The organism is Streptomyces bauhiniae (genome assembly GCF_004784475.1).
In the GTDB taxonomy this organism is placed as follows: domain Bacteria; phylum Actinomycetota; class Actinomycetes; order Streptomycetales; family Streptomycetaceae; genus Streptomyces; species Streptomyces seoulensis.
Genome location: NZ_SRRT01000004.1, coordinates 671161 through 696214, shown reverse-complemented (window position 1 = coordinate 696214; position 25054 = coordinate 671161). Strand labels below are relative to the sequence as shown.

The 25054-nt window shown below is 71.6% G+C and carries 13 protein-coding genes, 1 tRNA gene and 1 rRNA gene; 12 read left to right on the top strand and 3 right to left on the bottom strand.

The window, feature by feature from the left end; all coding sequences use genetic code 11:
* The first annotated feature begins 7 nt into the window (after window positions 1-7).
* From rrf to E5083_RS16940, 3 genes are all read left to right on the top strand, one after another.
* Window positions 8-124: ribosomal RNA gene (rrf, locus tag E5083_RS16950) — 5S ribosomal RNA — on the top strand.
* Window positions 125-241: 117 nt separating this feature from the next.
* The gene (locus E5083_RS16945; RefSeq protein WP_135786550.1) at window positions 242-907 is read left to right on the top strand and encodes a DegT/DnrJ/EryC1/StrS family aminotransferase; all 666 of its coding nucleotides are present in this window, start codon (window positions 242-244) and stop codon (window positions 905-907) included.
* An 85-nt stretch (window positions 908-992) separates the two neighbouring features.
* A tRNA-Thr gene (locus E5083_RS16940) sits at window positions 993-1065 on the top strand.
* A gap of 107 nt (window positions 1066-1172) precedes the next feature.
* Here the strand turns inward: E5083_RS16940 and E5083_RS16935 are convergent.
* Window positions 1173-3929, bottom strand: a complete 2757-nt coding sequence (locus tag E5083_RS16935) for a SpoIIE family protein phosphatase (protein ID WP_135786513.1) — start codon at window positions 3927-3929, stop codon at window positions 1173-1175.
* Between the two features lie 323 nt (window positions 3930-4252).
* Between E5083_RS16935 and E5083_RS16925 the strand changes: the two genes are divergently transcribed.
* The 9 genes from E5083_RS16925 (at window position 4253) to E5083_RS16885 (ending at window position 18595) form a co-directional block, all read left to right on the top strand.
* Window positions 4253-9712 (top strand): HAMP domain-containing protein, encoded by a 5460-nt coding sequence (locus E5083_RS16925; protein ID WP_135786512.1) that lies wholly within the window; start codon window positions 4253-4255, stop codon window positions 9710-9712.
* Window positions 9713-9953: 241 nt separating this feature from the next.
* Entirely contained in the window at window positions 9954-10631 is a 678-nt protein-coding gene (locus E5083_RS16920) for a response regulator (RefSeq protein ID WP_135786511.1), read from the top strand.
* 125 nt (window positions 10632-10756) lie between these two features.
* Entirely contained in the window at window positions 10757-13459 is a 2703-nt protein-coding gene (locus tag E5083_RS16915; RefSeq protein ID WP_208754064.1) for a DNA translocase FtsK, read from the top strand.
* A 280-nt stretch (window positions 13460-13739) separates the two neighbouring features.
* Window positions 13740-14585: a helix-turn-helix domain-containing protein gene (locus E5083_RS16910; protein ID WP_135786509.1), complete on the top strand. Its 846-nt coding sequence runs from the start codon at window positions 13740-13742 to the stop codon at window positions 14583-14585.
* 103 nt (window positions 14586-14688) lie between these two features.
* Complete coding sequence (gene rimO / locus E5083_RS16905; RefSeq protein WP_135786508.1) at window positions 14689-16161, top strand: 30S ribosomal protein S12 methylthiotransferase RimO; 1473 nt, start codon at window positions 14689-14691, stop codon at window positions 16159-16161.
* Entirely contained in the window at window positions 16158-16901 is a 744-nt protein-coding gene (gene pgsA / locus E5083_RS16900; protein ID WP_130337423.1) for a CDP-diacylglycerol--glycerol-3-phosphate 3-phosphatidyltransferase, read from the top strand. The genes rimO and pgsA overlap by 4 nt, the downstream gene beginning before the upstream one ends.
* Entirely contained in the window at window positions 16898-17443 is a 546-nt protein-coding gene (locus E5083_RS16895) for a CinA family protein (RefSeq protein WP_135786507.1), read from the top strand. The genes pgsA and E5083_RS16895 overlap by 4 nt, the downstream gene beginning before the upstream one ends.
* A gap of 109 nt (window positions 17444-17552) precedes the next feature.
* Window positions 17553-17927 carry a helix-turn-helix domain-containing protein gene (locus E5083_RS16890; protein WP_031183054.1) on the top strand — a complete coding sequence of 125 codons (375 nt, stop codon included), beginning with the start codon at window positions 17553-17555 and terminating at the stop codon, window positions 17925-17927.
* Window positions 17928-18124: 197 nt separating this feature from the next.
* A complete protein-coding gene (locus E5083_RS16885; protein ID WP_135786506.1) occupies window positions 18125-18595 on the top strand; it encodes a Dps family protein in 471 nt (156 codons plus the stop codon).
* Window positions 18596-19123: 528 nt separating this feature from the next.
* Here the strand turns inward: E5083_RS16885 and E5083_RS16875 are convergent.
* Entirely contained in the window at window positions 19124-19969 is an 846-nt protein-coding gene (locus tag E5083_RS16875; protein WP_135786505.1) for an Fpg/Nei family DNA glycosylase, read from the bottom strand.
* A 45-nt stretch (window positions 19970-20014) separates the two neighbouring features.
* A complete protein-coding gene (locus E5083_RS16870) occupies window positions 20015-24955 on the bottom strand; it encodes an ATP-dependent helicase (RefSeq protein ID WP_135786504.1) in 4941 nt (1646 codons plus the stop codon).
* Between the last annotated feature and the right edge of the window lie 99 nt (window positions 24956-25054).

Genomic DNA, 25054 nt, shown 5'->3' with positions numbered 1-25054 from the left:
ATAGTGTTTCGGTGGTCATAGCGTGAGGGAAACGCCCGGTTACATTCCGAACCCGGAAGCTAAGCCTCACAGCGCCGATGGTACTGCAGGGGGGACCCTGTGGGAGAGTAGGACGCCGCCGAACTAAATTTGATAAAAGGGTTGGTCCCTGAACTTCGGTTCAGGGACCAACCCTTTTTTGTTGTCCTTAACTTGGCGTTCACGTCGTTCATCGAGCATGTGCCGCATGGGTACCGCAGCAATGCTCAGGGCCGCCGGCGTGGGCGCCGGGGACGAAGTCGTCGTACCTGCCTTCGGGAACGCCGAAGTCGCCGAGGCCGTCGCTCTGGTGGGCGCGCAACCGGTGTTCGCCGACATAGATCCGGTCACCTACTGCTTGGACGCCGACTCCGTCGCGGCGGTCGTGACGGACCGGACCGCGGCCGTCGTCGTGGTCCACCGGTTCGGCCGGCGGGCCGATGTCAGGCCGCTGCGGGAACTGGGGAACCGGCGCGGCCTGTTGGTGCTGGAGCGGGGTGAAGCCGACGCGCCGGACGAGGAGTTGGTGCGACGCCGGGAACGGGCCGCCTATCTGGACGCCCGGCTCAAGGGAGTTCGGACGCCGGACAGCGGTGAGGGGCACACCTACCAGCAGTACGTGGTCCGGGTACCGGGGAACGGGCGGCCCGACCGGGACGCGTTCGCACGCGCCCTGCGGGCCAGGGGAGTTGCCTGCCGGATTCCCGTCCAGACCCCCGCCCACCGGCTGCCCGGGTTCCGGCGTCCCGGCTGGACGCTGCCGGAGACCGAGCGGGCCGCCGACGAGACGCTCGCGCTGCCCGTCGATCCGGCCCTGACGAAGCGGGAGATGCAGCGGATCGTCGCCGCCTGCAATGCCCTTGGCGGACTGCTCCAGCCCGCTTTCTGAACAAGCGGCGAACGGATTTGGGAAGCCGAGCCCATTCAGGGTACGATCTTCTTGTTGCCGCGAGGGAAACCTCGAAAGCGACAAGGCCCCCATAGCTCAGTCGGCAGAGCGTCTCCATGGTAAGGAGAAGGTCAACGGTTCGATTCCGTTTGGGGGCTCAGCGATAAAGGCCCCACCCATTTCGGGTGGGGTCTTTCGCATGCCCGCATGCCCGCATGCCCGCATGTCCGCACGGAGGCCCGCCCGGCGGGGCGGGCCAGGGGCCTCAGTCCTGCTGAAGTCCCGGAACCCGCATCGCCAGGATGGCCATGTCGTCCGAAGGGGCGTCGGAGGCGAACCGCTCCACCGCGCGCAGCACGCGCGCCGCGACCGCGCCGGCGGTGAGGCCCGTACAGGTCGTCAGGACGTCGGCGAGGCCGTCGTCGCCGAGCATGCGGGTGCCCTCGCGGCGTTCGGTGACGCCGTCCGTGACACAGAGGAGGACGTCGCCGGGGTCGAGGGTGACCGTCTCCTCGTACAGCTCCAGGTCCTCGATGACGCCGAGGAGGGGCTGGGGTTCGGCGGCCGCGGTGACCGTGCCGTCCTGGCGCAGGCGCAGGGGGAGCGGGTGGCCGGCGCAGACCACCTTCAGTTCGGCGCCGCCGTCCTCCTGTGGGCGCAGCTCGCCGTAGAGCAGGGTCAGGAAGCGGCTGCGGTCGCCCTCGTCGAGGATCGCGGAGTTCAGGCGCTCCAGGACCGCCGGGCCGCTGAGGCCCTCGCGGGCGAGCAGGCGCAGGGCGTGCCGGGCGAGGCCGGTGACGGCGGCGGCGTTGGGGCCGGTGCCGCAGACGTCGCCGATGGCGAAGCCGTACGCGCCGTCGCCGATGGGGAAGAGGTCGTAGAAGTCGCCGCCGACCTCGTTGCCCTCGCCGGCCGCGCGGTAGATGACGTCGACCTCGACGCCGTCGATGGGCGGGAGGCCCGGGGGCAGGAGGCTGCGCTGGAGGGACTGGCTGATGGCCGTGCGCTCCGAGTACAGGCGGGCGTTGTCCAGGGCCAGGGCGGCCCGGCGAGACAGGTCCTCGGCCAGTTCCAGGATCTCCTGGCGGAAGTGTTCGTCGGTGGGCTTGCCGAGGGTGAGCATGCCGATGACGCGGTTGCGGGCCACCAGGGGGAGGACGACGGTCTCGCCGCCGACCGCGGAGGCCGTCGCCAGGGTCGGGCCGATGCTGGAGGCGAGCTGCTGGGTGGGGCCGCCGGAGAGGCCCAGGCTGCGCATGGAGCTGCGCAGGGCGGCCTGGTGGGCGACCTCGCCGGGCAGCGGCCAGACACGCGCGCCGGGGGTCAGTACCGGGTCGGGCGGCGGGATCTTCGACAGCAAGGACTTGATGCCGTCGATGAACTCCTCGTCCTCGTGCAGGACGTACGACAGGTACGGGTCGGCCGACTGCTCGCTGATCGTGTAGACCGCGCACCAGGTGGCCAGGGTCGGCACGGTCATCTGGGCCATCAGGGCGAGGGTCTGGTCGCGGTCCAGGGTGCCGGCGAGCAGGTCGGACGCCTCGACCAGGAAGCTGAGCGAGCCCCTGCGCAGCCGTTCCAGCTCGCCGAGGCGGGCGGACTCCACGGCGAGCGCGATGCGGTCGGCGGCGAACTGCAGGCGCAGTGCCTCCTTGTTGGAGTACCGGCCCGGTGCCTCGGCCGCGACGCCGAGGGAGCCGGTGAGGCGGCCCTCGACCTTGAGCGGCACGGTGACCACCGAGCGCATGCCGGTGCCCGCCAGGAGCGGTACGGCGGCGCTGGGGATGGCGCTCAGGTCGTCGTGGACGGCGGGCATACGCGCGGAGCCGTAGCGGCCGGGGCCGGCCTCGACGGGGACGCGGGCGAAGCGCTGGCGGGTGGAGGGCAGGCCGGTGGAGGCGCGGACCTCGAGTTCGGTCTCGTCGTCGGTGGCGAGCAGCAGGAAGGCGGAGTCGCCGTCGAGCATGTCGCGGGCGCGCTCGACCGTGCGCTGGAGGAGTCCGTCGAGGTCGTCGGGGGCGGGGGAGCCGATGAAGACCTCGAAGGGGTCCGCGTTCGGGCCGTCGGAGCCGCTCTGGTCGCCGGTGGGGACGCGGGAGGGGGTCTGGAGGACGGCGCGCTCGTGGTCGCGGACCAGGAGGCAGACGGTGGAGGGCTCGCCGCCGGTGTCCCGGACGCGCAGGTGGGAGGCGTAGACGGGGGAGACGCGGCCGTCGGCGCCCCGGATGCCGTAGCTGCCCTCCCAGCGCGAGAGCTGGAGGGCCTCGGCGATGCCGGTGCCGGTGCCGGGGGTGTGCGGCCAGGCGGCGAGGTCGGTGAGGGGCTTGCCGACGACGTCGTTCGCCGGGTAGCCGAAGAGTTCCTCGGCGTCCTCGTTCCAGGCGCTGATGCAGCCCTTGCGGTCGATCTGGAGGACGGCCACCCGGACCCGGCTGTCGGCCAGCGGGAGCAGGTCGGGCGGGAGGGCCGGTCCGGCGGCGCGGGTGCCGACGTGCCGTTCGGGCAGGTCGAGCTGGAACCAGACGCTCTTGTGGGTGGGGGTGTACTCGACGCCCCAGCGGGTGGCGAGCGCCGCGCACAGTTGCAGGCCGCGGCCGCCCTCGCGGTCGGGGCTGCCCATGACGGCGTGCGCGCTCTGCAGCGGGACCTCGCGCTCGGGGTAGCGGTCGGAGACCTCGATGCGTACGCCGTGCTCGGTGCGCAGGCACAGGACCTCGGCCTCGGTGCCCGCGTGGACCACGGCGTTGGTGACCAGCTCGCTGGTGAGGACCACGGCGTCGTCGACGATGTCAGCGAACCCCCAGCCCTGGAGGGTGTCGCGGACGAAGGCGCGGGCGGTCGCGACCGAACGCCCGACGGGCTCGAAGCTGGCGGCCGCGCGGGCGGTGATCACGGAACTCCCTGCTCTGTCGTCGACGTGCGTGGCCGGCGGGCCGGCCGGTCCGGACCGCTGCTGCGGGGTCCGCTCGCCCTTCGGGCGTGGCTCCGGGGGAGGTCCCCCCGAGATCAGTCCGGTGGTCATCCTCTGCGGCCGCCCCTCCGATGCCCGTGTCCTTCTCGTGCCGCCGCCCAGGCCGGTCGGGCCGGTGCGGCTGGACAGCCGGATGCAAGGTTACTTACCTTCGCCGTCGCAGTGGATGCCGGTCGCCGGTGATTACCCCCCACGGTGTGCGAACCGTGTGCGAAGCTGCCGAACTGTTATGGCCTGGTTCGGCAGGGGTGAAACACTGGGCAGGATTTTGATGAAGGTCGGTTCGGGCTGCGTGCGTTCCGTGCGCGAAGGGCAGCAGCCCCAGGACGCGGCCGGGCACGGCAGTGGCGGTCTACCCCTCCGGGAGGGACACAGTGGAGTCTGGCGCAGCGACGCGGGGCAATAAGACGCGCGCGAAGGGCCGGCCGTCCCCGCGCAGGAGCGGTGGCGTCACCGAGGTGGACACGGCTGCCCTGAACCGGTTGCTCGCCGCGCTGGAATCCATGCGCGACGGGAACTTCCGCAAGCGGCTCACGGTGTCCGGCGACGGTGTGATGTCGGAGATCGCGGCGGTCTTCAACGAGGTGGCCGACCGCAATCTGCATCTGACCGGCGAGGTGGCGCGGGTGCGGCGCACGGTCGGCCGGGAGGGCAAGCTCACCGAGCGGCTGGAGACGGGCGCCTGCGAGGGCTCCTGGGCGGCCGCGGTGGAGAACTCCAACGCGCTGGTCGACGACCTGGTGTGGCCGGTGTCCGAGGTCAGCCGGGTGCTGACGGCGGTCGCGGAGGGCGATCTGTCCCCGCGCATGGACCTGCGCACCGAGGCGCCGGACGGGACCGGGCATCCGCTGCGGGGCGAGTTCCTGAAGGTCGGCCGGACCGTCAACAACCTGGTCGACCAGTTGTCCACCTTCACCGACGAGGTCACCCGGGTGGCCATCGAGGTCGGCACCGACGGCAAGCTCGGCGGGCAGGCGAAGGTGCGGGGCATGTCGGGTTCCTGGAAGGACCTGACGGAGTCCGTCAACACGATGGCGAACCGGCTCACCGCCCAGGTGCGGGACATCGCGCTGGTGACGACGGCGGTCGCGGGCGGCGATCTGTCGCGGAAGGTCACCGTGCAGGTGGCTGGCGAGATGCTGGAGCTGAAGAACACCGTCAACACGATGGTGGAGCAGCTCTCCTCGTTCTCCTCCGAGGTGACGCGGGTCGCCCGCGAGGTGGGCACCGAGGGCATCCTGGGCGGCCAGGCGCAGGTGCCCGGCGTGGCCGGGGTGTGGAAGGAGCTGACCGACTCCGTCAACACGATGGCGGGCAACCTGACCCTTCAGGTGCGCGGGATCTCCCAGGTGACGACGGCCGTGGCCAACGGTGACCTCTCGCAGAAGGTGACCGTGCCCGCGCGGGGCGAGGTGGCGCAGCTCGCCGAGACGATCAACCAGATGACCGAGACGCTGCGGATCTTCGCGGACGAGGTCACCCGCGTGGCCAACGAGGTCGGTGCCGAGGGGCGCCTCGGCGGGCAGGCGAACGTGCCGGGCGCGGCGGGCACGTGGAAGGACCTGACGGACTCCGTCAACACGGTGTTCCGGAACCTCACCACCCAGGTGCGGGACATCGCCGCCGTGACGACCGCCGTGGCCAGCGGTGACCTGTCGCAGAAGGTCACCGTCGACGTGGCGGGCGAGATGCTGGAGCTGAAGAACACCGTCAACGGGATGGTGGACCAGCTCTCGGCGTTCGGTGCCGAGGTGACGCGGGTCGCGCGGGAGATCGGTGTCGAGGGTGAGCTGGGCGGCCAGGCGCAGGTGTCGGGCGCGGCCGGTACCTGGAAGGACCTGACGGACTCGGTCAACACCGCGTTCCGCAACCTCACCGGTCAGGTGCGCAACATCGCCCAGGTGACGACGGCGGTGGCCAACGGCGATCTGTCGCAGAAGGTCACCGTGGACGTCTCCGGCGAGATGCTCCAGCTGAAGAACACCGTGAACACGATGGTGGACCAGCTCTCCAGCTTCGCCGACCAGGTGACCCGGATGGCCCGTGACGTGGGCACCGAGGGCCGCCTCGGCGGTCAGGCTCGGGTGGACGGGGTGTCCGGCACCTGGAAGGAGCTGACGGACTCCGTCAACTTCATGGCCGGGAACCTCACCTCCCAGGTGCGCAACATCGCCCAGGTGACGACGGCGGTGGCCAACGGCGACCTGTCGCAGAAGATCGACGTGGACGCGCGCGGCGAGATCCTGGAGCTGAAGAACACCATCAACACGATGGTCGACCAGCTCTCCGCCTTCGCCGACCAGGTGACCCGGGTGGCCCGTGACGTGGGTACCGAGGGCCGGCTCGGCGGTCAGGCGCAGGTGCCCGGCGTGGCCGGTGTGTGGCGGGACCTCACCGATTCGGTGAACGGCATGGCGGGGAACCTCACCGCCCAGGTCCGCAACATCGCCCAGGTCGCCACGGCGGTCGCGCGCGGTGACCTCTCCCAGAAGATCACCGTGGACGCGCGCGGGGAGATCCTGGAGCTGAAGAACACGCTGAACACGATGGTGGACCAGCTGTCGTCGTTCGCGCAGGAGGTCACCAGGGTGGCCCGTGAGGTGGGTACGGAGGGCATGCTCGGCGGTCAGGCCGAGGTGCAGGGTGTCTCCGGCACCTGGAAGGACCTCACGCAGTCCGTGAACTTCATGGCCAACAACCTGACGATCCAGGTGCGCAACATCGCCGAGGTCACCACGGCCGTGGCCAAGGGCGACCTTTCGAAGAAGATCACGGTCGACGCCAAGGGCGAGATCCTCGAGCTGGTCACCACGGTCAACACCATGGTCGACCAGCTCTCCAGCTTCGCCGAGCAGGTGACGCGGGTGGCCCGTGAGGTGGGCACCGAGGGCATCCTGGGCGGGCAGGCGCACGTACCGGGTGTCACGGGCATCTGGAAGGACCTGAGCAACAACGTCAACCTGATGGCCAACAACCTGACCATGCAGGTGCGGAACATCTCCCAGGTGGCGTCCGCGGTGGCCAACGGTGACCTGACGCGCCAGGTCACCATCGAGGCGCGCGGTGAGGTGGCGCAGCTCGCCGACACCATCAACACGATGGTGAAGACGCTGAGTTCGTTCGCCGACCAGGTCACCAAGGTGGCCCGTGAGGTGGGTACGGACGGCATCCTGGGCGGCCAGGCGCACGTGCCGGGTGTGGCGGGCACCTGGAAGGACCTCACCGAGTCGGTGAACGGGATGGCGTCCAACCTGACCGGCCAGGTGCGCAACATCGCCATGGTCACGACGGCGATCGCCAAGGGCGACCTGACCAAGAAGATCGACATCGACGCCCGGGGCGAGATCCTGGAGCTGAAGACGACGATCAACACGATGGTCGACCAGCTCTCCAGCTTCGCCGAGGAGGTCACCCGCGTCGCCCGCGAGGTGGGCACCGAGGGCCAGCTCGGCGGCCAGGCCCGCGTGCTGGACGTGGACGGCACCTGGCGGGACCTGACCGAGTCGGTGAACGAGATGGCCGGGAACCTGACCCGGCAGGTGCGCGCCATCGCCAAGGTGGCGACCGCGGTGACCCGTGGCGACCTGAACCTGAAGATCGACGTGGACGCGTCCGGGGAGATCCAGGAACTCCAGGACTACATCAACAAGATGATCGCCAACCTGCGCGACACCACGATCGCCAACAAGGAGCAGGACTGGCTCAAGGGCAACCTCGCCCGGATCTCGGCGCTGATGCAGGGCCGCCGGGACCTGGAGGACGTCGCCTCGCTGATCATGAGCGAGCTGACCCCGGTGGTCTCCGCGCAGCACGGCGCGTTCTTCCTGACCATGCCGCTGCTGGACGGCCAGGATCTCGCCGGGGACGGCGAGGAGAAGTACGAGCTGCGCATGCTCGGCTCCTACGGCTGCTCCACGGGCGCGATGCCGACCTCGTTCCGGCCCGGTGAGGGGCTGATCGGGACGGCCGCGCAGGAGAAGCGGACGATCCTGGTCAGGGATGTGCCCAGCGGCTATCTGAAGATCTCCTCGGGGCTCGGGGAGGCCCCGCCGGCGCAGGTCATCGTGCTGCCGGTGGTGTTCGAGGGCAATGTGCTCGGGGTGATCGAGCTGGCGTCGTTCACGCCGTTCACGCACATCCAGCGGGACTTCCTCAACCAGATCGCGGAGATGATCGCCACCAGCGTCAACACGATCTCCGTCAACACCAAGACCGAGCAGCTGCTCAAGCAGTCCCAGTTGCTGACCGAGCAGCTCCGGGAGCGCTCGGCGGAGCTGGAGAACCGGCAGAAGGCGTTGCAGTCCTCCAACGCCGAACTGGAGGAGAAGGCCGAGCTGCTGGCCCGGCAGAACCGGGACATCGAGGTGAAGAACACCGAGATCGAGGAGGCCCGGCAGGTCCTGGAGGAGCGTGCCGAGCAGCTCGCGGTGTCGATGCGCTACAAGAGCGAGTTCCTCGCCAACATGTCGCACGAGCTGCGTACGCCGCTCAACTCGCTGCTGATCCTGGCCAAGCTGCTCGCCGACAACGCGGAGAGCAATCTGTCCCCGAAGCAGGTCGAGTTCGCCGAGACGATCCACGGCGCCGGGTCCGACCTGCTCCAGCTCATCAACGACATCCTGGACCTGTCCAAGGTCGAGGCCGGCAAGATGGACGTCTCCCCGACGCGGATCGCGCTGGTCCAGCTCGTGGACTACGTGGAGGCGACCTTCCGCCCGCTGACCGCCGAGAAGGGCCTGGATCTCTCGGTGCGGGTCTCCCCGGAGCTGCCCGCGACCCTGCACACCGACGAACAGCGCCTCCTCCAGGTGCTGCGCAACCTGCTGTCCAACGCGGTGAAGTTCACCGACTCCGGCTCGGTGGAGCTGGTGATCCGGCCCGCCGGCACGGACGTGCCGCAGGTCATCCGGGAGCAGTTGCTGGAGGCCGGGGCGCTGACCGACCCGGACGCCGATCTGATCGCGTTCTCGGTGACCGACACCGGTATCGGCATCGCGGCCAGCAAGATGCGGGTGATCTTCGAGGCGTTCAAGCAGGCCGACGGCACGACCAGCCGCAAGTACGGCGGCACCGGCCTCGGTCTGTCGATCTCGCGGGAGATCGCCCAGCTGCTCGGCGGTGAGATTTACGCGCAGAGCGAGCCGGGCCGCGGGTCCACCTTCACGCTGTACCTGCCGCTGCACCCCAGCGAACTCCCGCCGCAGGGCTACCAGCAGTCCGTGCCCCCGCTGGAAGCCGGTGAGCTGGTCGCCTCGGAGGCGCATCTGTCGGCCCGGCTGACGGAGCCCCGGGCCGAGACACCGGCCGAGGTGACGTCGTACCGGGAGACGCAGAACGGGCCCGCCGCGCTGTTCCGGCGGCGCCGCCGGAGCCTGCCGGAGGCCGAGCCGCGACCGGAGCAGCCGATCACCGTCGAGCAGCCGGAGGACACCGAGCGGCCGGTGCGCGCGGTGCGGTTCGGCGGCGAGAAGGTGCTCATCGTCGACGACGACATCCGCAACGTCTTCGCGCTCACCAGCGTCCTGGAACAGCAGGGCCTGTCGGTGCTGTACGCGGAGAACGGCCGCGAGGGCATCGAGGTCCTGGAGCAGCACGACGACGTGGCCGTGGTGCTGATGGACATCATGATGCCGGAGATGGACGGGTACGCGACCACGAACGCGATCCGCAGGATGCCGCAGTTCGCGGGGCTGCCGATCATCGCGCTGACCGCGAAGGCGATGAAGGGCGACCGGGAGAAGGCGCTGCAGTCGGGCGCCTCGGACTACGTCACCAAGCCGGTCGACCCCGATCATCTGCTGGGCGTCATGCGACAGTGGATGCGCCCCGAGTGACGGCCCGACAGGACCTGTCACGGGGGCGCGGTGCGAAGCGCGGGCCAGGTGTGGGAACCTCGGATTCCGGGAACCTTCCAGGCTCGGCCCGCGTTTGAGCTGTGTGCACCGTGACATCGCGGTGACAGGGTGTGGCGACGGGCGGGGTGCGGCTACGATGACCGGCACAAGGACGGGCGGCGAAAGGGAGTCGTCCCCTGGGGCGGCGCCCGGTGTACCGCCGGGGCGAGGAGGGCGGGCCATGGTGCAGAAGGCCAAGATCCTCCTGGTCGATGACCGGCCGGAGAATCTGCTGGCGCTGGAGGCCATCCTCTCTGCGCTCGATCAGACGCTGGTGCGGGCATCTTCCGGGGAGGAAGCGCTCAAAGCACTGCTCACGGACGATTTCGCGGTCATCCTGCTGGATGTCCAGATGCCGGGCATGGACGGCTTCGAGACGGCCGCGCACATCAAGCGGCGGGAGCGGACCCGGGACATCCCGATCATCTTCCTCACCGCGATCAACCACGGCCCGCACCACACCTTCCGGGGTTACGCGGCGGGCGCGGTCGACTACATCTCCAAGCCGTTCGACCCGTGGGTGCTGCGCGCCAAGGTCTCGGTGTTCGTCGAGCTGTACATGAAGAACTGCCAGCTGCGGGAGCAGGCGGCGCTGCTGCGGCTCCAGTTGGAGGGCGGGCAGAAGGACACGGTCGACGACAAGGAGCCCGCCGGGCTGCTCGCGGAGCTGTCCGCGCGGCTCGCGGCCGTCGAGGAACAGGCCGAGGCGCTCTCCAAGCAGTTGGACGACGAGTCCGCCGACGCGGCGGCGGTGGCCACGGCCGCGCATCTGGAGCGCAAACTCACCGGTCTGCGCCGGGCGCTGGACGCCCTGGAGCCGGGGGCCGACGGCTCCGCCCCACTCCCGCCGCCGAGTTGACGTCCCGCCGGTTCTCCGGCCACCCATGAGCGGGCGTCAATTCGGCGCCCTGCCAAGGGCGACACGAACGGGTGAAGCAGTGGGCACACGTGTCCGCTGTCGTCTCCCCCGGTAACCTCGTTCCCATGGCCTCACGTCCCTCCGCAGCCAAGAAGCCGCCCGCCAAGAGGGCGGCCGCTCCCGCGAAGGCTCCGGCGAGGAAAGCGGCCGCCAAGAAGGCCCCGGCCAAGAAGGCACCGGCCCGCCGGACTCCGGTCCGCAAGGCACCGCCCAAGCCCGCGCCGCGCCCACCCGGCGGCCTCTACCGACTCGTCCGTGCCGTCTGGCTCGGCATGGCGCACGCCGTCGGCGCCGTGTTCCGGGGCATAGGACAGGGCGCGCGCAACCTCGATCCGGCCCACCGCAAGGACGGGATCGCGCTGCTGCTGTTCGCCGTCGCGCTGATCGTCGCCGCCGGGACCTGGGCCGACCTGAGCGGACCCGTGGGCGACCTGGTGGAGATCCTTGTCACCGGCTCCTTCGGCCGCCTCGACCTGCTGGTGCCGATCCTGTTCGCGGTGATCGCCGTCCGGTTCATCCGGCACCCCGAGCAGCCGGAGGCCAACGGCCGGATCGTCATCGGTCTGTCAGCGCTCGTCGTCGGCGTGCTCGGCCAGGTGCACATCGCGTGCGGCTCGCCCGCGCGGGACGACGGCATGCGGGCCATAAGGGACGCCGGCGGCCTCATCGGCTGGGCCGCCGCCACCCCGCTGACGTACACGATGAGCGAGGTGCTCGCCGTACCGCTGCTGGTGCTGCTGACCGTGTTCGGGCTGCTCGTGGTCACCGCCACCCCGGTCAACCACATCCCGCGCCGGCTGCGCGCCCTCGGCATCCGCCTGGGCGTGCTGCACGACTACGCGGCCGACCTGGACGACGTCGAGGGCTACGACGAGCAGTGGCGCGACGAACCTCCCGCGCGCCCCCGGAGCCGCCGAGGCGACCCGCAGGACTACGACCCCGACGCGGCCGAGGACGAGGCGCTCAGCCGGCGCCGCCGCCCCCGCCGGGCCGCGCGGTCCGAGCCGCGCGAGATGGATGCGATCGACGTGGCCTCGGCGGCCAACGCCGCGCTGGACGGCGCCGTGCAGCACGGCATGCCACCGTCCCCGGTCGTCGCCGACCTCACCCAGGGCGTGAGCGTGGGGGACCGCGAGGAGACCACCCCGGTCCCCGTGCCCTCCCCGGCGCCGTCGTCCCGGCCCGTGCCGGGCAAGAAGAACACCGACTCCGGTGTTCTCGACCTCACCAAGGCGCCGCCCGAGCCGCCCCGCGAGATGCCCGCCCGCGCCGAGCAGCTCCAGCTCTCCGGGGACATCACCTACTCGCTGCCCTCGCTGGACCTGCTGACCCGCGGCGGCCCCGGCAAGGCGCGCAGCGCGGCCAACGACGCCATCGTGGACTCCCTGCGCACGGTGTTCTCCGAGTTCAAGGTGGACGCCGCCGTCACCGGCTTCACCCGCGGCCCGACGGTCACCCGGTACGAGGTCCAGCTCGGCCCGGCCGTGAAGGTCGAGCGGATCACGGCACTCGCCAAGAACATCGCGTACGCCGTCGCCAGCCCGGACGTACGGATCATCAGCCCGATCCCCGGCAAGTCGGCCGTCGGCATCGAGATCCCCAACACCGACCGGGAGATGGTCAACCTCGGTGACGTGCTGCGGCTCGCGCAGTCCGCCGAGGACGACGACCCGATGCTGGTGGCCTTCGGCAAGGACGTCGAGGGCGGCTATGTGATGCACTCGCTGGCCAAGATGCCGCACATGCTGGTCGCCGGCGCCACCGGCTCCGGCAAGTCGTCCTGCATCAACTGCCTGATCACCTCGATCATGATGCGGGCGACCCCCGAGGACGTCCGGATGATCCTGGTCGACCCCAAGCGCGTCGAGCTGACCGCCTACGAGGGCATCCCGCACCTGATCACGCCGATCATCACCAACCCCAAGCGCGCCGCCGAGGCCCTGCAGTGGGTGGTGCGCGAGATGGACCTGCGCTACGACGACCTCGCCGCCTACGGCTTCCGGCACATCGACGACTTCAACCGCGCCGTCCGCGAGGGCAAGGTCACCCCGCCGCACGGCAGCGAGCGCGAGCTGCAGCCGTACCCGTACCTGCTGGTGATCGTGGACGAGCTGGCCGACCTGATGATGGTCGCCCCGCGCGACGTCGAGGACGCGATCGTGCGCATCACCCAGCTCGCCCGCGCCGCCGGCATCCACCTGGTGCTGGCCACCCAGCGGCCCTCGGTGGACGTGGTCACCGGTCTGATCAAGGCCAACGTGCCCTCCCGGCTGGCCTTCGCCACCTCCTCGCTGGCCGACTCCCGCGTCATCCTCGACCAGCCCGGCGCCGAGAAGCTGATCGGCAAGGGCGACGGACTGTTCCTGCCCATGGGCGCCAGCAAGCCGACCCGTATGCAGGGCGCGTTCGTGACGGAGGAAGAGGTCGCGGTCGTCGTCCAGCACTGCAAGGACCAGATGGCGCCGGTCTTCCGGGACGACGTCACCGTGGGCACCAAGCAGAAGAAGGAGATCGACGAGGACATCGGCGACGACCTCGACCTGCTCTGCCAGGCGGCCGAACTGGTGGTCTCCACGCAGTTCGGGTCGACGTCCATGCTCCAGCGCAAGCTGCGGGTCGGCTTCGCCAAGGCGGGCCGGCTGATGGACCTGATGGAGTCCCGGAACATCGTCGGACCGAGCGAGGGTTCGAAGGCTCGTGACGTTCTTGTGAAGCCTGACGAACTGGACGGCGTGCTCGCCGTGATTCGCGGGGAGTCTGACGGATAGGGCTTCGGGCCACCCGGCGTGTCGGGACTGCGCCGGGTGGCGGCACCACCGTGATCCACCCGTTAAACATCGGCGGGCAACCGTTTCCCTTCGCAGTACGTCAAGTTGAGCGAGAGCAGGGGTACAGGTACCGGCCTGGGCCTCCCGCTCCCGTCCGCCGTCGGGCTGACCGGCCATCTCGATGGCGTACAAGTCCGTTCGCCCGCTTGCCCCACCCTTTCGTACCCCGCCTAGACTGAACGCTCAGCACAGGTGGCTCACACGCTCGAAAGGCGCCCCCGTGTCCATCGGCAGCAACTCCCCCGAAGACGAGCCCCCGTTCACCGACGCCCCCAAGGCCGACGGTCCCTCCGTCGGCACCGCCCTGCGCCAGGCCCGCGTCGCGGCCGGGCTGAGCGCGGATGACGTCAGCAACGCCACCCGCATCCGCCTCGCCATGGTGCACGCCATCGAGGAGGACGACTTCTCCTCCTGCGGCGGCGACGTATACGCGCGCGGCCACATCCGCAACCTGGCCAAGGCGGTCCACCTCGACCCCGCCCCGCTCATCGCGCGGTTCGACGCCGAGCACGGCGGCCGGCCCGCGCCCACCCCGGCGGCCCCCCTGTTCGAGGCGGAACGCATCCGTCCCGAGCGCCGGGGCCCCAACTGGACCGCGGCCATGGTCGCGGCGATCGTCGTCGTCATCGGCTTCGTCGGCTTCACCGCCATCAAGTCGCAGACCGGCGGCGACACGGACACCCAGGCCGTCGAGGGCAACGCCTCGCCGTCCGCCACCAAGTCGGCCGCGCCCACCCCGAAGACGGGGCAGTCCGCCACGCCGAAGTCCGACCCGTCCGACAGCGCCATCGCGGCCGCCCCGCAGGACAAGGTGACCGTCAGGGTCACCGCCCCCAACGGGCGGAGCTGGATCTCCGCGAAGGACCACAACGGACGCATGCTGTTCGACGGGCTGCTCAACCAGGGCGAGTCCAAGACCTTCCAGGACAGCACCAAGATCAACCTGATCCTCGGTGACGCCGGGGCGATCGAGCTGTACGTCAACGGCAAGAAGATCGACGACGACTTCCGGCCCGGTGCCGTGGAGCGGCTCACGTACACCAAGGGCGACCCCGAGGTCGGCTGACGGCCTTCCGGGCGCCAGGAGCGAGCGGACACAGACGGGGTTGGTCAACAACGGCCAACCCCGTCGACATGGGGTGCGGGACAGACAAAGTAGTCTTGAGCCCATGCCTGAACGCCGTACCGTCGCACTAGTCACTCTCGGCTGCGCCCGTAACGAGGTGGACTCGGAGGAGCTCGCAGGCCGTTTGGAGGCGGACGGCTGGCAGCTCGTCGAGGACGCCGGGGACGCCGATGTCGCCGTGGTCAACACCTGTGGGTTCGTCGAAGCCGCCAAGAAGGACTCGGTCGACGCCCTCCTGGAGGCCAATGACCTCAAGGACCACGGCAGAACCCAGGCCGTCGTGGCGGTGGGCTGCATGGCCGAGCGGTACGGCAAGGAGCTGGCCCAGGCGCTGCCCGAGGCCGACGGTGTGCTCGGCTTCGACGACTACGCCGACATCTCCGACCGCCTCCAGACCATCCTGTCCGGCGGCGTCCACGCCGCCCACACCCCGCGCGACCGCCGCAAGCTGCTGCCGATCAGCCCGGCCGAGCGCCAGGAGTCCGCGGCCGCCGTCGCCCTGCCCGGCCACGGCCCGACCGACCTCCCGGACGGCCTCGCGCCCGCCTCCGGCCCGCGCGCGCCCCTGCGCCGCCGGCTGGACGGCTCCCCGGTCGCCTCGGTCAAGCTCGCCTCCGGCTGCGACCGGCGCTGCTCCTTCTGCGCCATCCCGTCCTTCCGCGGCTCCTTCATCTCCCGCCGCCCCAGCGACGTCCTCAACGAGACGCGCTGGCTGGCCGAGCAGGGTGTGAAGGAGGTCATGCTGGTCTCCGAGAACAACACCTCCTACGGCAAGGACCTGGGCGACATCCGCCTGCTGGAGTCCCTGCTGCCCGAGCTGGCCGAGGTCGACGGCATCGAGCGGGTGCGCGTCAGCTACCTCCAGCCGGCCGAGATGCGCCCCGGCCTGATCGACGTGCTGACCTCCACCCCCAAGGTCGTGCCGTACTTCGACCTGTCCTTCCAGCACTCCGCGCCGAACGTGCTGCGCGCCATGCGCCGCTTCGGTGACACCGACCGCTTCCTGGAGCTGCTGGACACCATTCGGAACAAGGCCCCCGAGGCCGGCGTCCGCTCCAACTTCATCGTCGGCTTCCCCGGCGAGAGCGAGGGCGACCTGGCCGAGCTGGAGCGCTTCCTGACCGGCGCCCGCCTGGACGCCATCGGGGTCTTCGGCTACTCCGACGAGGAGGGCACGGAGGCGGCCACCTACGACACCAAGCTCGACGAGGACGTGGTCGCCGAGCGCCTCGCCCACATCTCCCGGCTCGCCGAGGAACTCGTCTCGCAGCGCGCCGAGGAGCGCCTCGGGGAAACCGTGCGCGTCCTGGTGGAATCCGTAGACGGCGAGGACGGGGTGTACGGCCGCGCCGCGCATCAGGCCCCGGAGACGGACGGCCAGGTGCTGCTCACGAGCGGCGAGGGTCTCGCCGTGGGACGTATGGTCGAGGCGAAGGTGGTCGGCACCGAGGGGGTCGACCTGGTGGCCGAGCCGCTTCCGGGCTCGTCGGTGTGTAGCGAGGAGGCGGCCAGATGACCGGAGTCCCGGCATCCGCCTCGGGCGGCTCCTCCGGCGCGCGCGGCGCGACCGGCCAGGCCGTCGACGGTGCTCCGGAGGTCTCCGACCCGGCCGTCGCCATGGAGGCGCGGCACCCGCGCGGCGGTAAGCTGGCGGCCGCGGCCGTCAACCAGGCCAGCGTCTGGAACGTCGCCAATCTGCTCACCATGCTCCGGCTGCTCCTGGTGCCGGGCTTCGTGGCGCTGATGCTGGCGGACGGCGGCTACGACCCGGCCTGGCGCTCGTTCGCCTGGGCGGCCTTCGCCGTCGCCATGATCACCGACCTGTTCGACGGGCACCTGGCGCGCACCTACAACCTGGTCACCGACTTCGGGAAGATCGCCGACCCGATAGCGGACAAGGCGATCATGGGCGCGGCGCTGATCTGCCTCTCCTCCCTGGGCGACCTGCCCTGGTGGGTGACGGTGGTCATCCTGGGCCGGGAACTCGGCATCACCCTGCTGCGTTTCGTGGTCATCCGGTACGGCGTCATCCCGGCCAGCCGGGGCGGCAAGCTGAAGACGCTCACCCAGGGCGTCGCCGTCGGCATGTACGTCCTCGCGCTGACCGGCTGGCTGGCCACCCTGCGGTTCTGGGTGATGGCGGCCGCGGTCGTCCTCACGGTGGTCACCGGCCTCGACTATGTGAGACAGGCCATGGTGCTGCGCCGCCGGGGAATCGCGGAGCGGGCGGCGGCGTTGGAAGAGCGAGAAGCGTGAACCCCACGGCCACCGAATTGGTGCGGCTACTCAGCGTGAACGGCGAGACGCTCGCCGTGGCCGAGTCGCTGACCGGTGGTCTGGTCGCCGCCGAGATCACCTCGGTCCCCGGCGCCTCCCGGGTGTTCCGGGGTTCGGTCACCGCCTACGCCACCGAGCTGAAGCACCGGCTCCTCGGCGTCGACGCCGCTCTGCTGGAGCGGTCCGGCGCGGTGGACCCGCAGGTCGCGGCCCAGATGGCGGCCGGTGTGCGGGAGGCGCTCGGCGCCGACTGGGGCATCGCCACCACCGGGGTGGCCGGCCCCGATCCACAGGACGGGCAGCCGGTCGGCACGGTGTACGTGGCCGTCGACGGACCCCTCGGCAAGGGCTCGCCTTCCGCCTCCGGCGGAAAAGTGGAGGCCCTGCGGTTGAACGGCGGCCGTGCGGAAATTCGTATGGAGAGTGTACGGAGCGTACTCGCACTGCTTCTTGCGGAGCTTGCGGGCGAACAGACCGGAAATGAGCGGGCACAGGATACGGAACGGAACGGGGGGTTTTGATGTTTGCAGCCCTGAGTGAACACGACATCGCTCCCCGCACGGCCGCGGCGCAAGGCGGTACGGTGGGGCGAGAAGGATGCGGCTACGCGGTCCGAGGAGGGAGCCACCGATGATTCTGCTCCGTCGCCTGCTGGGTGACGTGCTGCGTCGGCAGCGCCAGCGCCAGGGCCGTACTCTGCGCGAAGTCTCCTCGTCTGCCCGGGTCTCACTCGGCTATCTCTCCGAGGTGGAGCGGGGGCAGAAGGAGGCTTCCTCCGAGCTGCTCTCCGCCATCTGCGACGCGCTGGACGTACGGATGTCGGAACTCATGCGTGAGGTGAGTGACGAACTCGCACTCGCCGAGCTGGCCCAGTCCGCCGCCGCCAACGACGGCGTACCGGCACCGGTCCGGCCGATGCTGGGTTCCGTGTCGGTGACCGGTGTGCCACCGGAACGGGTGACCATCAAGGCACCCGCCGAAGCGGTGGACGTGGTCGCCGCGTGACCTGCGCGCACGCGGCCTAGCGCCCGATACGTGTGAGCCCCGGCCGGGCCTCCCTGGATCTTTCAGGTGAGGCGCGGCCGGGGCTTTCTCATGTGCCTGTCCAGGTGCTTTGCGGGTGTTTGCTCCGTTTGCCCGGTCCGGGCGGCCCGGTCATGGTGGGAGGGACCCCAAGCCCGCCGAGGACCCGAGGACAGCGCATGCACGTGGTGAAGAGTTCCCTTCCCGAGGCCGAGCTGAAGACCGTCTCCCAGGCCCTGCAGGGGGCGCTCGTGGACCTGGCCGACCTCTCGCTGGTCGCCAAGCAGATCCACTGGAACGTGGTCGGGCCACGCTTCCGGTCCATCCACCTCCAGCTCGACGAGGTGGTCCTCTCCGCGCGCACCGGCTCCGACCTGGTGGCCGAACGCTCCTCCGCGCTGGGCGTCCCGCCGGACGGACGCGCGGCCACGGTCGCCTCCGGCACCGGCATCAAGGTCCCGCCGGCCGGCTGGATCAAGGACACGGACGCGGTCGCCGGCATGGTCGCCGCCCTCGGCGCGGTCATCGGCCGGATGCGGGAGCGGGTGAATGCCACCGGCGACGCCGACCCGGTGACCCAGGACATGTTCATCCAGATCACGGGCGACCTCGAGAAACACCATTGGATGTTTCAGGCCGAGAGCGCTTAGAAGAAGCGGGTTTTCGCGCCGGTCGTTCCGGGCGTCTGCCCGGCGCTGCTCCGGTGAGCCCTTCGGTGCGCCTTCCGCAGGTGGCAGGCGGTGTTCTAGCTTCTCCGGCTGGAGGTGGCGGGTCCATGGACGGGCGAATAGTGCGCTGGGGGGCAGGACTGGGGTTCGGCGCGGTGTGGTGGTGGGCGGTGCTGCGGCTGACCCTGGGGGACGGGGCGGGAGTGCTGGAGGGGTCCGTGGTGCTCGGGGGATGGGGGCTGGGGGTACTGCCGGTGCACTGTGTCGCCAAGGACCGGGCCGAGGGGGCGGTGCGGACGGGGCGGTGGCGGGAGGCTTGGCGGGGCACGGGGGAGTTTTCCGGCGAGTTTTCCGGCGAGTTTTCCGGCGAGGGTGGGGACGCGGAAGCGGGTGCTGGGGTAACTCGTTCGGGTGAATCGGGGGCGGGGTGAGCGGGGGGTGCTTCGGGTGGGGTGGGGGCTTGGGTTTAGGCGGGGGCGCGCGTCTGCTTCGCGTGCGGTCGGCGGGGAGTCAGCGCGCGGGGCGGGGGTAGCGCTCACGCCAGCGCTGGGCGGTGCCGGGCGCGGGGGTGGGACCGCTCTGGCAGGTGGGGCACCAGTAGGTGGGGCGCTCCTGGGTGCCGTCGCCCTGATCGGCCACGCGGACCCGGGTGCGGCAGCGCAGGCAGGGGCGGGAGGCGCGGCCGTAGACGTAGAGGTCGTTCCGGGACAGGCCGGTGGTCTGGCGGACCGGGCGGGCCCGGTTGACCTCCAGCAGGCGCTGGGCCATGCCGGGAAGCTGGGCGGCGCGGTCCTCGGGGAGTGAGCCGACGGGGAGCCAGGGGGTGACGCCGAGCAGGAAGCACAGCTCGCTCTTGTAGACGTTGCCGATCCCGGCGAGATTGCGCTGGTCCAGCAGAGCCTCGCCGAGGGGGCGCTCGGGGTCGGCGTACAGGTTGGCGAGGGCGCGCTTCGGGTCCCAGTCGGGGCCGAGGAGGTCGGGGCCCAGGTGGCCCACGACGCTCTCCTCGTCCTCGGTGCGCAGCAGCTCCAGCACCGAGAGGCGGTAGCCCACGGCCATGCGGTCGTCGGCGCCCAGGACGATGCGGATCTGGTGTCCGGCGCCGCCCCGCCACGGTTGGCCGGTGCCGTACACCTTCCAGGCGCCCTCCATCCGCAGGTGCGTGTGCAGGGTGAGGCCGCCCTCGATGCGGGTGAGCAGGTGCTTGCCGCGCGGGGCGGTGTTCAGCACGGTGCGGCCGGTGAGGTCGACGGTCGCGTACTGCGGCACCCGGAAGTCGCTGTGGGTCAGCACCCTCCCCGCGAGCGCGTCGTGCAGCCGCTTCGCGGTCTGCCACACCGTGTCACCTTCGGGCATGCGTCCAGGGTGCCACGGCGCGCGGTCCTTCTCCGGCCGCCGGGCTCACGCGCGCAGGCGCAGGCCGCGCGGGGTCGCTATGAAGCCGGCGCCTTCCAGCAGGGGGCCCAGGGGCGAGGTCAGGGCCGCGGTGCCGTTGATCCGCTCCACGGTGACCGTGCCCAGGGAGCCCGCGCGGGCGGCCGCCGCCAGGGCCTCCGCCGCCGCGCGCAGGCGGGGATCGTCGGTCGCCGCGGAGTCCGGGTCGGTGGGCCAGGCCAGCAGGGTCTTGCCGCCGCGCTCCATGTAGAGGGTCAGCTCGCCCTCCACCAGGACGACCAGCGAGCCCGCCTTGCGGCCGGGCTTGTGCCCAGCGCCGGTGGGGGGCTCCGGCCAGGGCAGGGCGGCGCCGTACGCGTTGGCGGGGTCGGCGGCGGCGAGGACCACCGCCTTGGAGTCGGGGGCGGTGTCCCGCGCGCGCGGGCCGTAGCTCCGGTTCGCGGGGGAGCCGTAGCCCGAGCCGCCGCGCGGGCCGCCCTGGCCGGGGGAGTTGTACGGGTCGGGGATGGCCGCCGGGCCGAAGGGGCGCGGGAGACCGCCGTCGTCCCCGCCCTGGGGCGGCCACGCGAAGTCGCCGTCGAGGCTCGGGTGGCCGAAGCCGCCGGAGGGCGGGTCGAAGGGGTCGGACGCGGCGTGGCCGTCGCCCGGGAAGGGCGGGAGAGCGCCGTTGCCCGCAGGCGTGGGGGCGGGCACGATGCGCTCCCCTCGGTCGCGCGCGTTCGACACCGCGCGGAGGCGGTCCACGGCGCCGTCCATGGCGAACTGGGCGGCGCCGAGGCCCTCGACCACATAGCCGCGCCGGGCCTGGCCGCTCTCCTCGAACACGGACAGCACCCGGTACACGGCCGAGAAGCCGCCCTCGACGCCCTCCGCGCCCACGGCTCCGCGCGTCACCACGCCGTGCCGGTCCAGCAGGGCGCGGGCACGCGCGTGGGCGCGCACGGTGGCGTCCGGCTCGGGCACGGGCAGCAGCGACCAGCGGCCGCCCACGGTCGGCGGGCCGGAGCGGGAGGTGGCGCGGGCGGCGGCGGTCAGGGAGCCGTAACGCCCGCGCGGGACATTGCGTTTGGCGCGGTGGGCCGTCGCCCCGGCCGTACGGCCCGAGCCCAGCAGGGCGCGCATCGGGGCCAGGGTGTCGTTGGTGAGCCGGCCCGACCAGGCCAGGTCCCACAGTGCGTCGGCCAGGTGGGCGTCGCTCGCCTCGGGGTGCGTGGTGGCGCGGACCTGGTCGGCGATCTGACGGAAGAACAGGCCGTACCCGCCGGAGAGCGTGTCCAGGATCGACTGGTGGAGCGGGCTCAGCTCCAGGGGGTGCGGGGGCGGCAGCAACAGGGGGGCGGTGTCCGCGAGGTAGAGCGAGACCCAGCCGTCCTTGCCCGGCAGGGAGCCCGCCCCGGCCCAGACGACCTCGCCCGCGGCGGTGAGTTCGTCCAGCATCGACGGCTTGTAGTCCGCCACGCGGGACGGCAGGACCAGCTTCTCCAGCGCGGAGGCGGGCACCGAGGCGCCCTGCAACTGCTCGATGGCGCGCACCAGTCCGTCGGTGCCGCGCAGCGTGTGGCCCTTGCCGATGTGCTGCCACTGGGGGAGGAACTGGGCGAGCGCGGCGGGCGGTACCGGTTCCAGCTCGTGCCGCAGCGCGGCCAGCGAACGGCGGCGCAGCCGGCGCAGCACCGTGGCGTCGCACCACTCCTGGCCGATGCCCGCCGGATGGAACTCGCCCTGTACGACCCGGCCGCTGCCGGCCAGCCGCTGCAGGGCGCCCTCGGTCACCGCGACGCCCAGACCGAAGCGCGCGGCGGCGGAGGCCGAGGTGAAGGGCCCGTGGGTACGGGCGTAGCGCGCGAGGAGGTCGCCGAGCGGGTCCTTCACCGGCTCGGTGAACGCCTCCGGGACGCCGACCGGCAGGGCGGTGCCCAGCGCGTCGCGCAGGCGTCCCGCGTCCTCGACGGCCGCCCAGTGGTCCTCGCCCGCGACGCGCACCTTGATGACCCGCCGGGCGGCGGCCAGTTCACGCGCCCACTCCGGCTCGGCGCCCCGCTCGGCCAGCTCGGCGTCGGTCAGCGGACCGAGCAGCCGGAGCAGGTCCGCGACGCTCTCCGGGTCCTTGGCGCGCCGGTCCTCGGTGAGCCACTGGAGTTCGCGCTCCAGCTCGGTCAGCACCTCGGCGTCGAGCAGCTCCCGCAGCTCCGCCTGGCCCAGCAGCTCGGCGAGCAGCCGGGAGTCCAGGGAGAGCGCGGCGGCCCGGCGCTCGGCGAGCGGGGAGTCGCCCTCGTAGAGGAACTGGGCGACATAACCGAACAGCAGGGAGCGGGCGAACGGGGAGGGTTCGGGGGTGGTGACCTCGACCAGGCTGACCTTGCGGGACTCGATGTCGCCCATCAGCTCGACCAGGCCGGGCACGTCGAACACGTCCTGGAGGCACTCGCGGATCGCCTCCAGGACGATCGGGAAGGACCCGAACTCGCTGGCCACCTCCAGCAGTTGCGCCGCCCGCTGGCGCTGCTGCCACAGCGGGGTGCGCTTGCCGGGGTTGCGGCGCGGCAGCAGCAGCGCGCGGGCGGCGCACTCCCGGAAGCGGGAGGCGAACAGGGCCGAGCCGCCGACCTGGTCGGTGACGACCTGGTCGACCTCGCCCTTGTCGAAGGCGACGTCCGCCGCGCCGACCGGGGCCTGTTCGCCGTCGTACTCCGTGCCGCCCTTGCCGGGGCTCTGGTCCATGAGGTCCAGGCCCATCAGGTCGGCGTCGGGCAGGCGCAGCACGATGCCGTCGTCGGCGTGCATGACCTGCGCGTCCATGCCGTACCGCTCGGAGAGGCGGGCGCCGAGCGCGAGGGCCCAGGGGGCGTGCACCTGGGCGCCGAAGGGGGAGTGGATCACGACCCGCCAGTCGCCCAGCTCGTCCCGGAAGCGCTCCACGACGATGGTCCGGTCGTCCGGGATGTGCCCGCATGCCTCGCGCTGCTCGGCCAGGTAGGACAGGACGTTGTCCGCCGCCCACGCGTCCAGGCCGGCGGTGAGCAGGCGCAGCCGGGCGTCCTCCTCGGACAGCGCGCCGACCTCGCGCAGGAACGCGCCGAGCGCGCGGCCCAGTTCGAGCGGGCGGCCGAGCTGGTCGCCCTTCCAGAACGGCAGCCGGCCCGGCACACCGGGCGCGGGGGAGACCAGGACCCGGTCGCGGGTGATGTCCTCGATGCGCCAGGAACTCGTGCCCAGCGTGAAGACGTCGCCCACGCGGGACTCGTACACCATCTCCTCGTCCAGCTCGCCGACCCGGCCGCCGCCCTTCTTGGGGTCGGACCCGGCGAGGAACACGCCGAACAGACCCCGGTCGGGGATGGTGCCGCCGGAGGTGACGGCGAGCCGCTGGGCGCCGGGGCGGCCGCTGATGGTGCCGGCCACGCGGTCCCACACCACGCGGGGGCGCAGTTCCGCGAACGCGTCCGACGGGTAGCGGCCCGCGAGCATGTCCAGGGTGGCGGTGAACGCGGACTCGGGGAGCGAGGCGAAGGGGGCCGCGCGCCGCACGGTGGCCAGCAGGTCGTCGAACTGCCAGGTGTCCAGCGCCGTCATGGCGACGATCTGCTGGGCCAGGACGTCCAGCGGGTTGGACGGCACCCGCAGCGACTCGATCCCGCCGGAGCGCATCCGCTCGGTGACCACGGCCGCCTGCACCAGGTCGCCCCGGTACTTGGGGAAGACCACGCCGGTGGAGACGGCGCCCACCTGGTGCCCGGCGCGGCCCACGCGCTGGAGGCCGGAGGCGACCGAGGGTGGGGACTCGACCTGGACGACCAGGTCGACGGCGCCCATGTCGATGCCCAGCTCCAGGCTGGAGGTGGCCACCACGGCGGGCAGCCGCCCGGCCTTCAGGTCCTCCTCGACGAGCGCGCGCTGCTCCTTGGAGACCGAGCCGTGGTGCGCGCGGGCGATCACCTGCGGGGCGCCCTGGGCCGCGCCCGAGCCGCCCATCAGCTCTGCGGGGGAGTGGTGCTCGTCCAGCTTCTCGCCGGTGGCGCGCTCGTAGGCGATCTCGTTGAGCCGGTTGCACAGCCGCTCCGCCAGGCGGCGGGAGTTGGCGAAGACGATGGTCGAGCGGTGCGACTGGACCAGGTCGGCGATCTTCTCCTCGACGTGCGGCCAGATCGACGGCTTCTCCGCCTTGTCGTCGCCGTCGGCGGCGGGGGAGCCGCCCAGCTCGCCCATGTCCTCGACGGGCACGACCACCGAGAGGTCGAACTCCTTGCCCGACTCGGGCTGGACGATCTCCACCTTGCGCCGGGGCGAGAGATAGCGGGCCACCTCGTCCACCGGCCGCACGGTCGCCGACAGGCCGATCCGGCGCGCGGGCTTGGGCAGCAGCTCGTCCAGCCGCTCCAGGGTCAGCGCCAGGTGCGCGCCGCGCTTGGTGCCCGCGACCGCGTGCACCTCGTCCAGGATCACGGTCTCGATGCCGGTGAGCGCGTCCCGCGCGGACGAGGTCAGCATCAGGAACAGCGATTCGGGCGTGGTGATCAGGATGTCCGGCGGGCGCGTGACCAGGGCGCGCCGCTCGGCGGGCGGGGTGTCGCCGGAGCGGATGCCCACCTTGACCTCGGGCTCGGGCAGGCCCAGGCGCACGGACTCCTGGCGGATGCCGGTCAGCGGGCTGCGCAGATTGCGCTCCACGTCCACCGCGAGCGCCTTCAGCGGGGACACGTACAGCACCCGGCAGCGCTTCTTCGGGTCGGCCGGGGGCGGGGTGGAGGCGAGCTGGTCCAGCGCGGCGAGGAAGGCGGCCAGCGTCTTGCCGGAGCCGGTCGGCGCCACCACCAGGGCGTCCGACCCCTCGTTGATGGCCTTCCAGGCGCCCGCCTGGGCCTCGGTGGGCGCGTGGAACGCCCCCGTGAACCATTCGCGGGTCGCGGGGGAGAAGCCTTCGAGGGCCGGGTGGGCGGAACTGACCATGCCTCCATCCTGCACCCGCCCACTGACAATCGGCCTGACCTGGGCAAACAGGACAGATCAGGGCGTGCCGCGACCGGCGGACGTGGCCGACAATGGGCG

Coding starts and splice junctions, on each gene's coding strand:
- E5083_RS16945 (WP_135786550.1), top strand. CDS start 242: ATGCTCAGGGCCGCCGGCGTGGGCGCCGGGGACGAAGTCGTCGTACCT.
- E5083_RS16935 (WP_135786513.1), bottom strand. CDS start 3,929: ATGACCACCGGACTGATCTCGGGGGGACCTCCCCCGGAGCCACGCCCG.
- rimO (WP_135786508.1), top strand. CDS start 14,689: ATGCCTGAACGCCGTACCGTCGCACTAGTCACTCTCGGCTGCGCCCGT.
- pgsA (WP_130337423.1), top strand. CDS start 16,158: ATGACCGGAGTCCCGGCATCCGCCTCGGGCGGCTCCTCCGGCGCGCGC.
- E5083_RS16885 (WP_135786506.1), top strand. CDS start 18,125: ATGCACGTGGTGAAGAGTTCCCTTCCCGAGGCCGAGCTGAAGACCGTC.
- E5083_RS16870 (WP_135786504.1), bottom strand. CDS start 24,955: ATGGTCAGTTCCGCCCACCCGGCCCTCGAAGGCTTCTCCCCCGCGACC.
- E5083_RS16890 (WP_031183054.1), top strand. CDS start 17,553: ATGATTCTGCTCCGTCGCCTGCTGGGTGACGTGCTGCGTCGGCAGCGC.
- E5083_RS16915 (WP_208754064.1), top strand. CDS start 10,757: ATGGCCTCACGTCCCTCCGCAGCCAAGAAGCCGCCCGCCAAGAGGGCG.
- E5083_RS16875 (WP_135786505.1), bottom strand. CDS start 19,969: ATGCCCGAAGGTGACACGGTGTGGCAGACCGCGAAGCGGCTGCACGAC.
- E5083_RS16920 (WP_135786511.1), top strand. CDS start 9,954: ATGGTGCAGAAGGCCAAGATCCTCCTGGTCGATGACCGGCCGGAGAAT.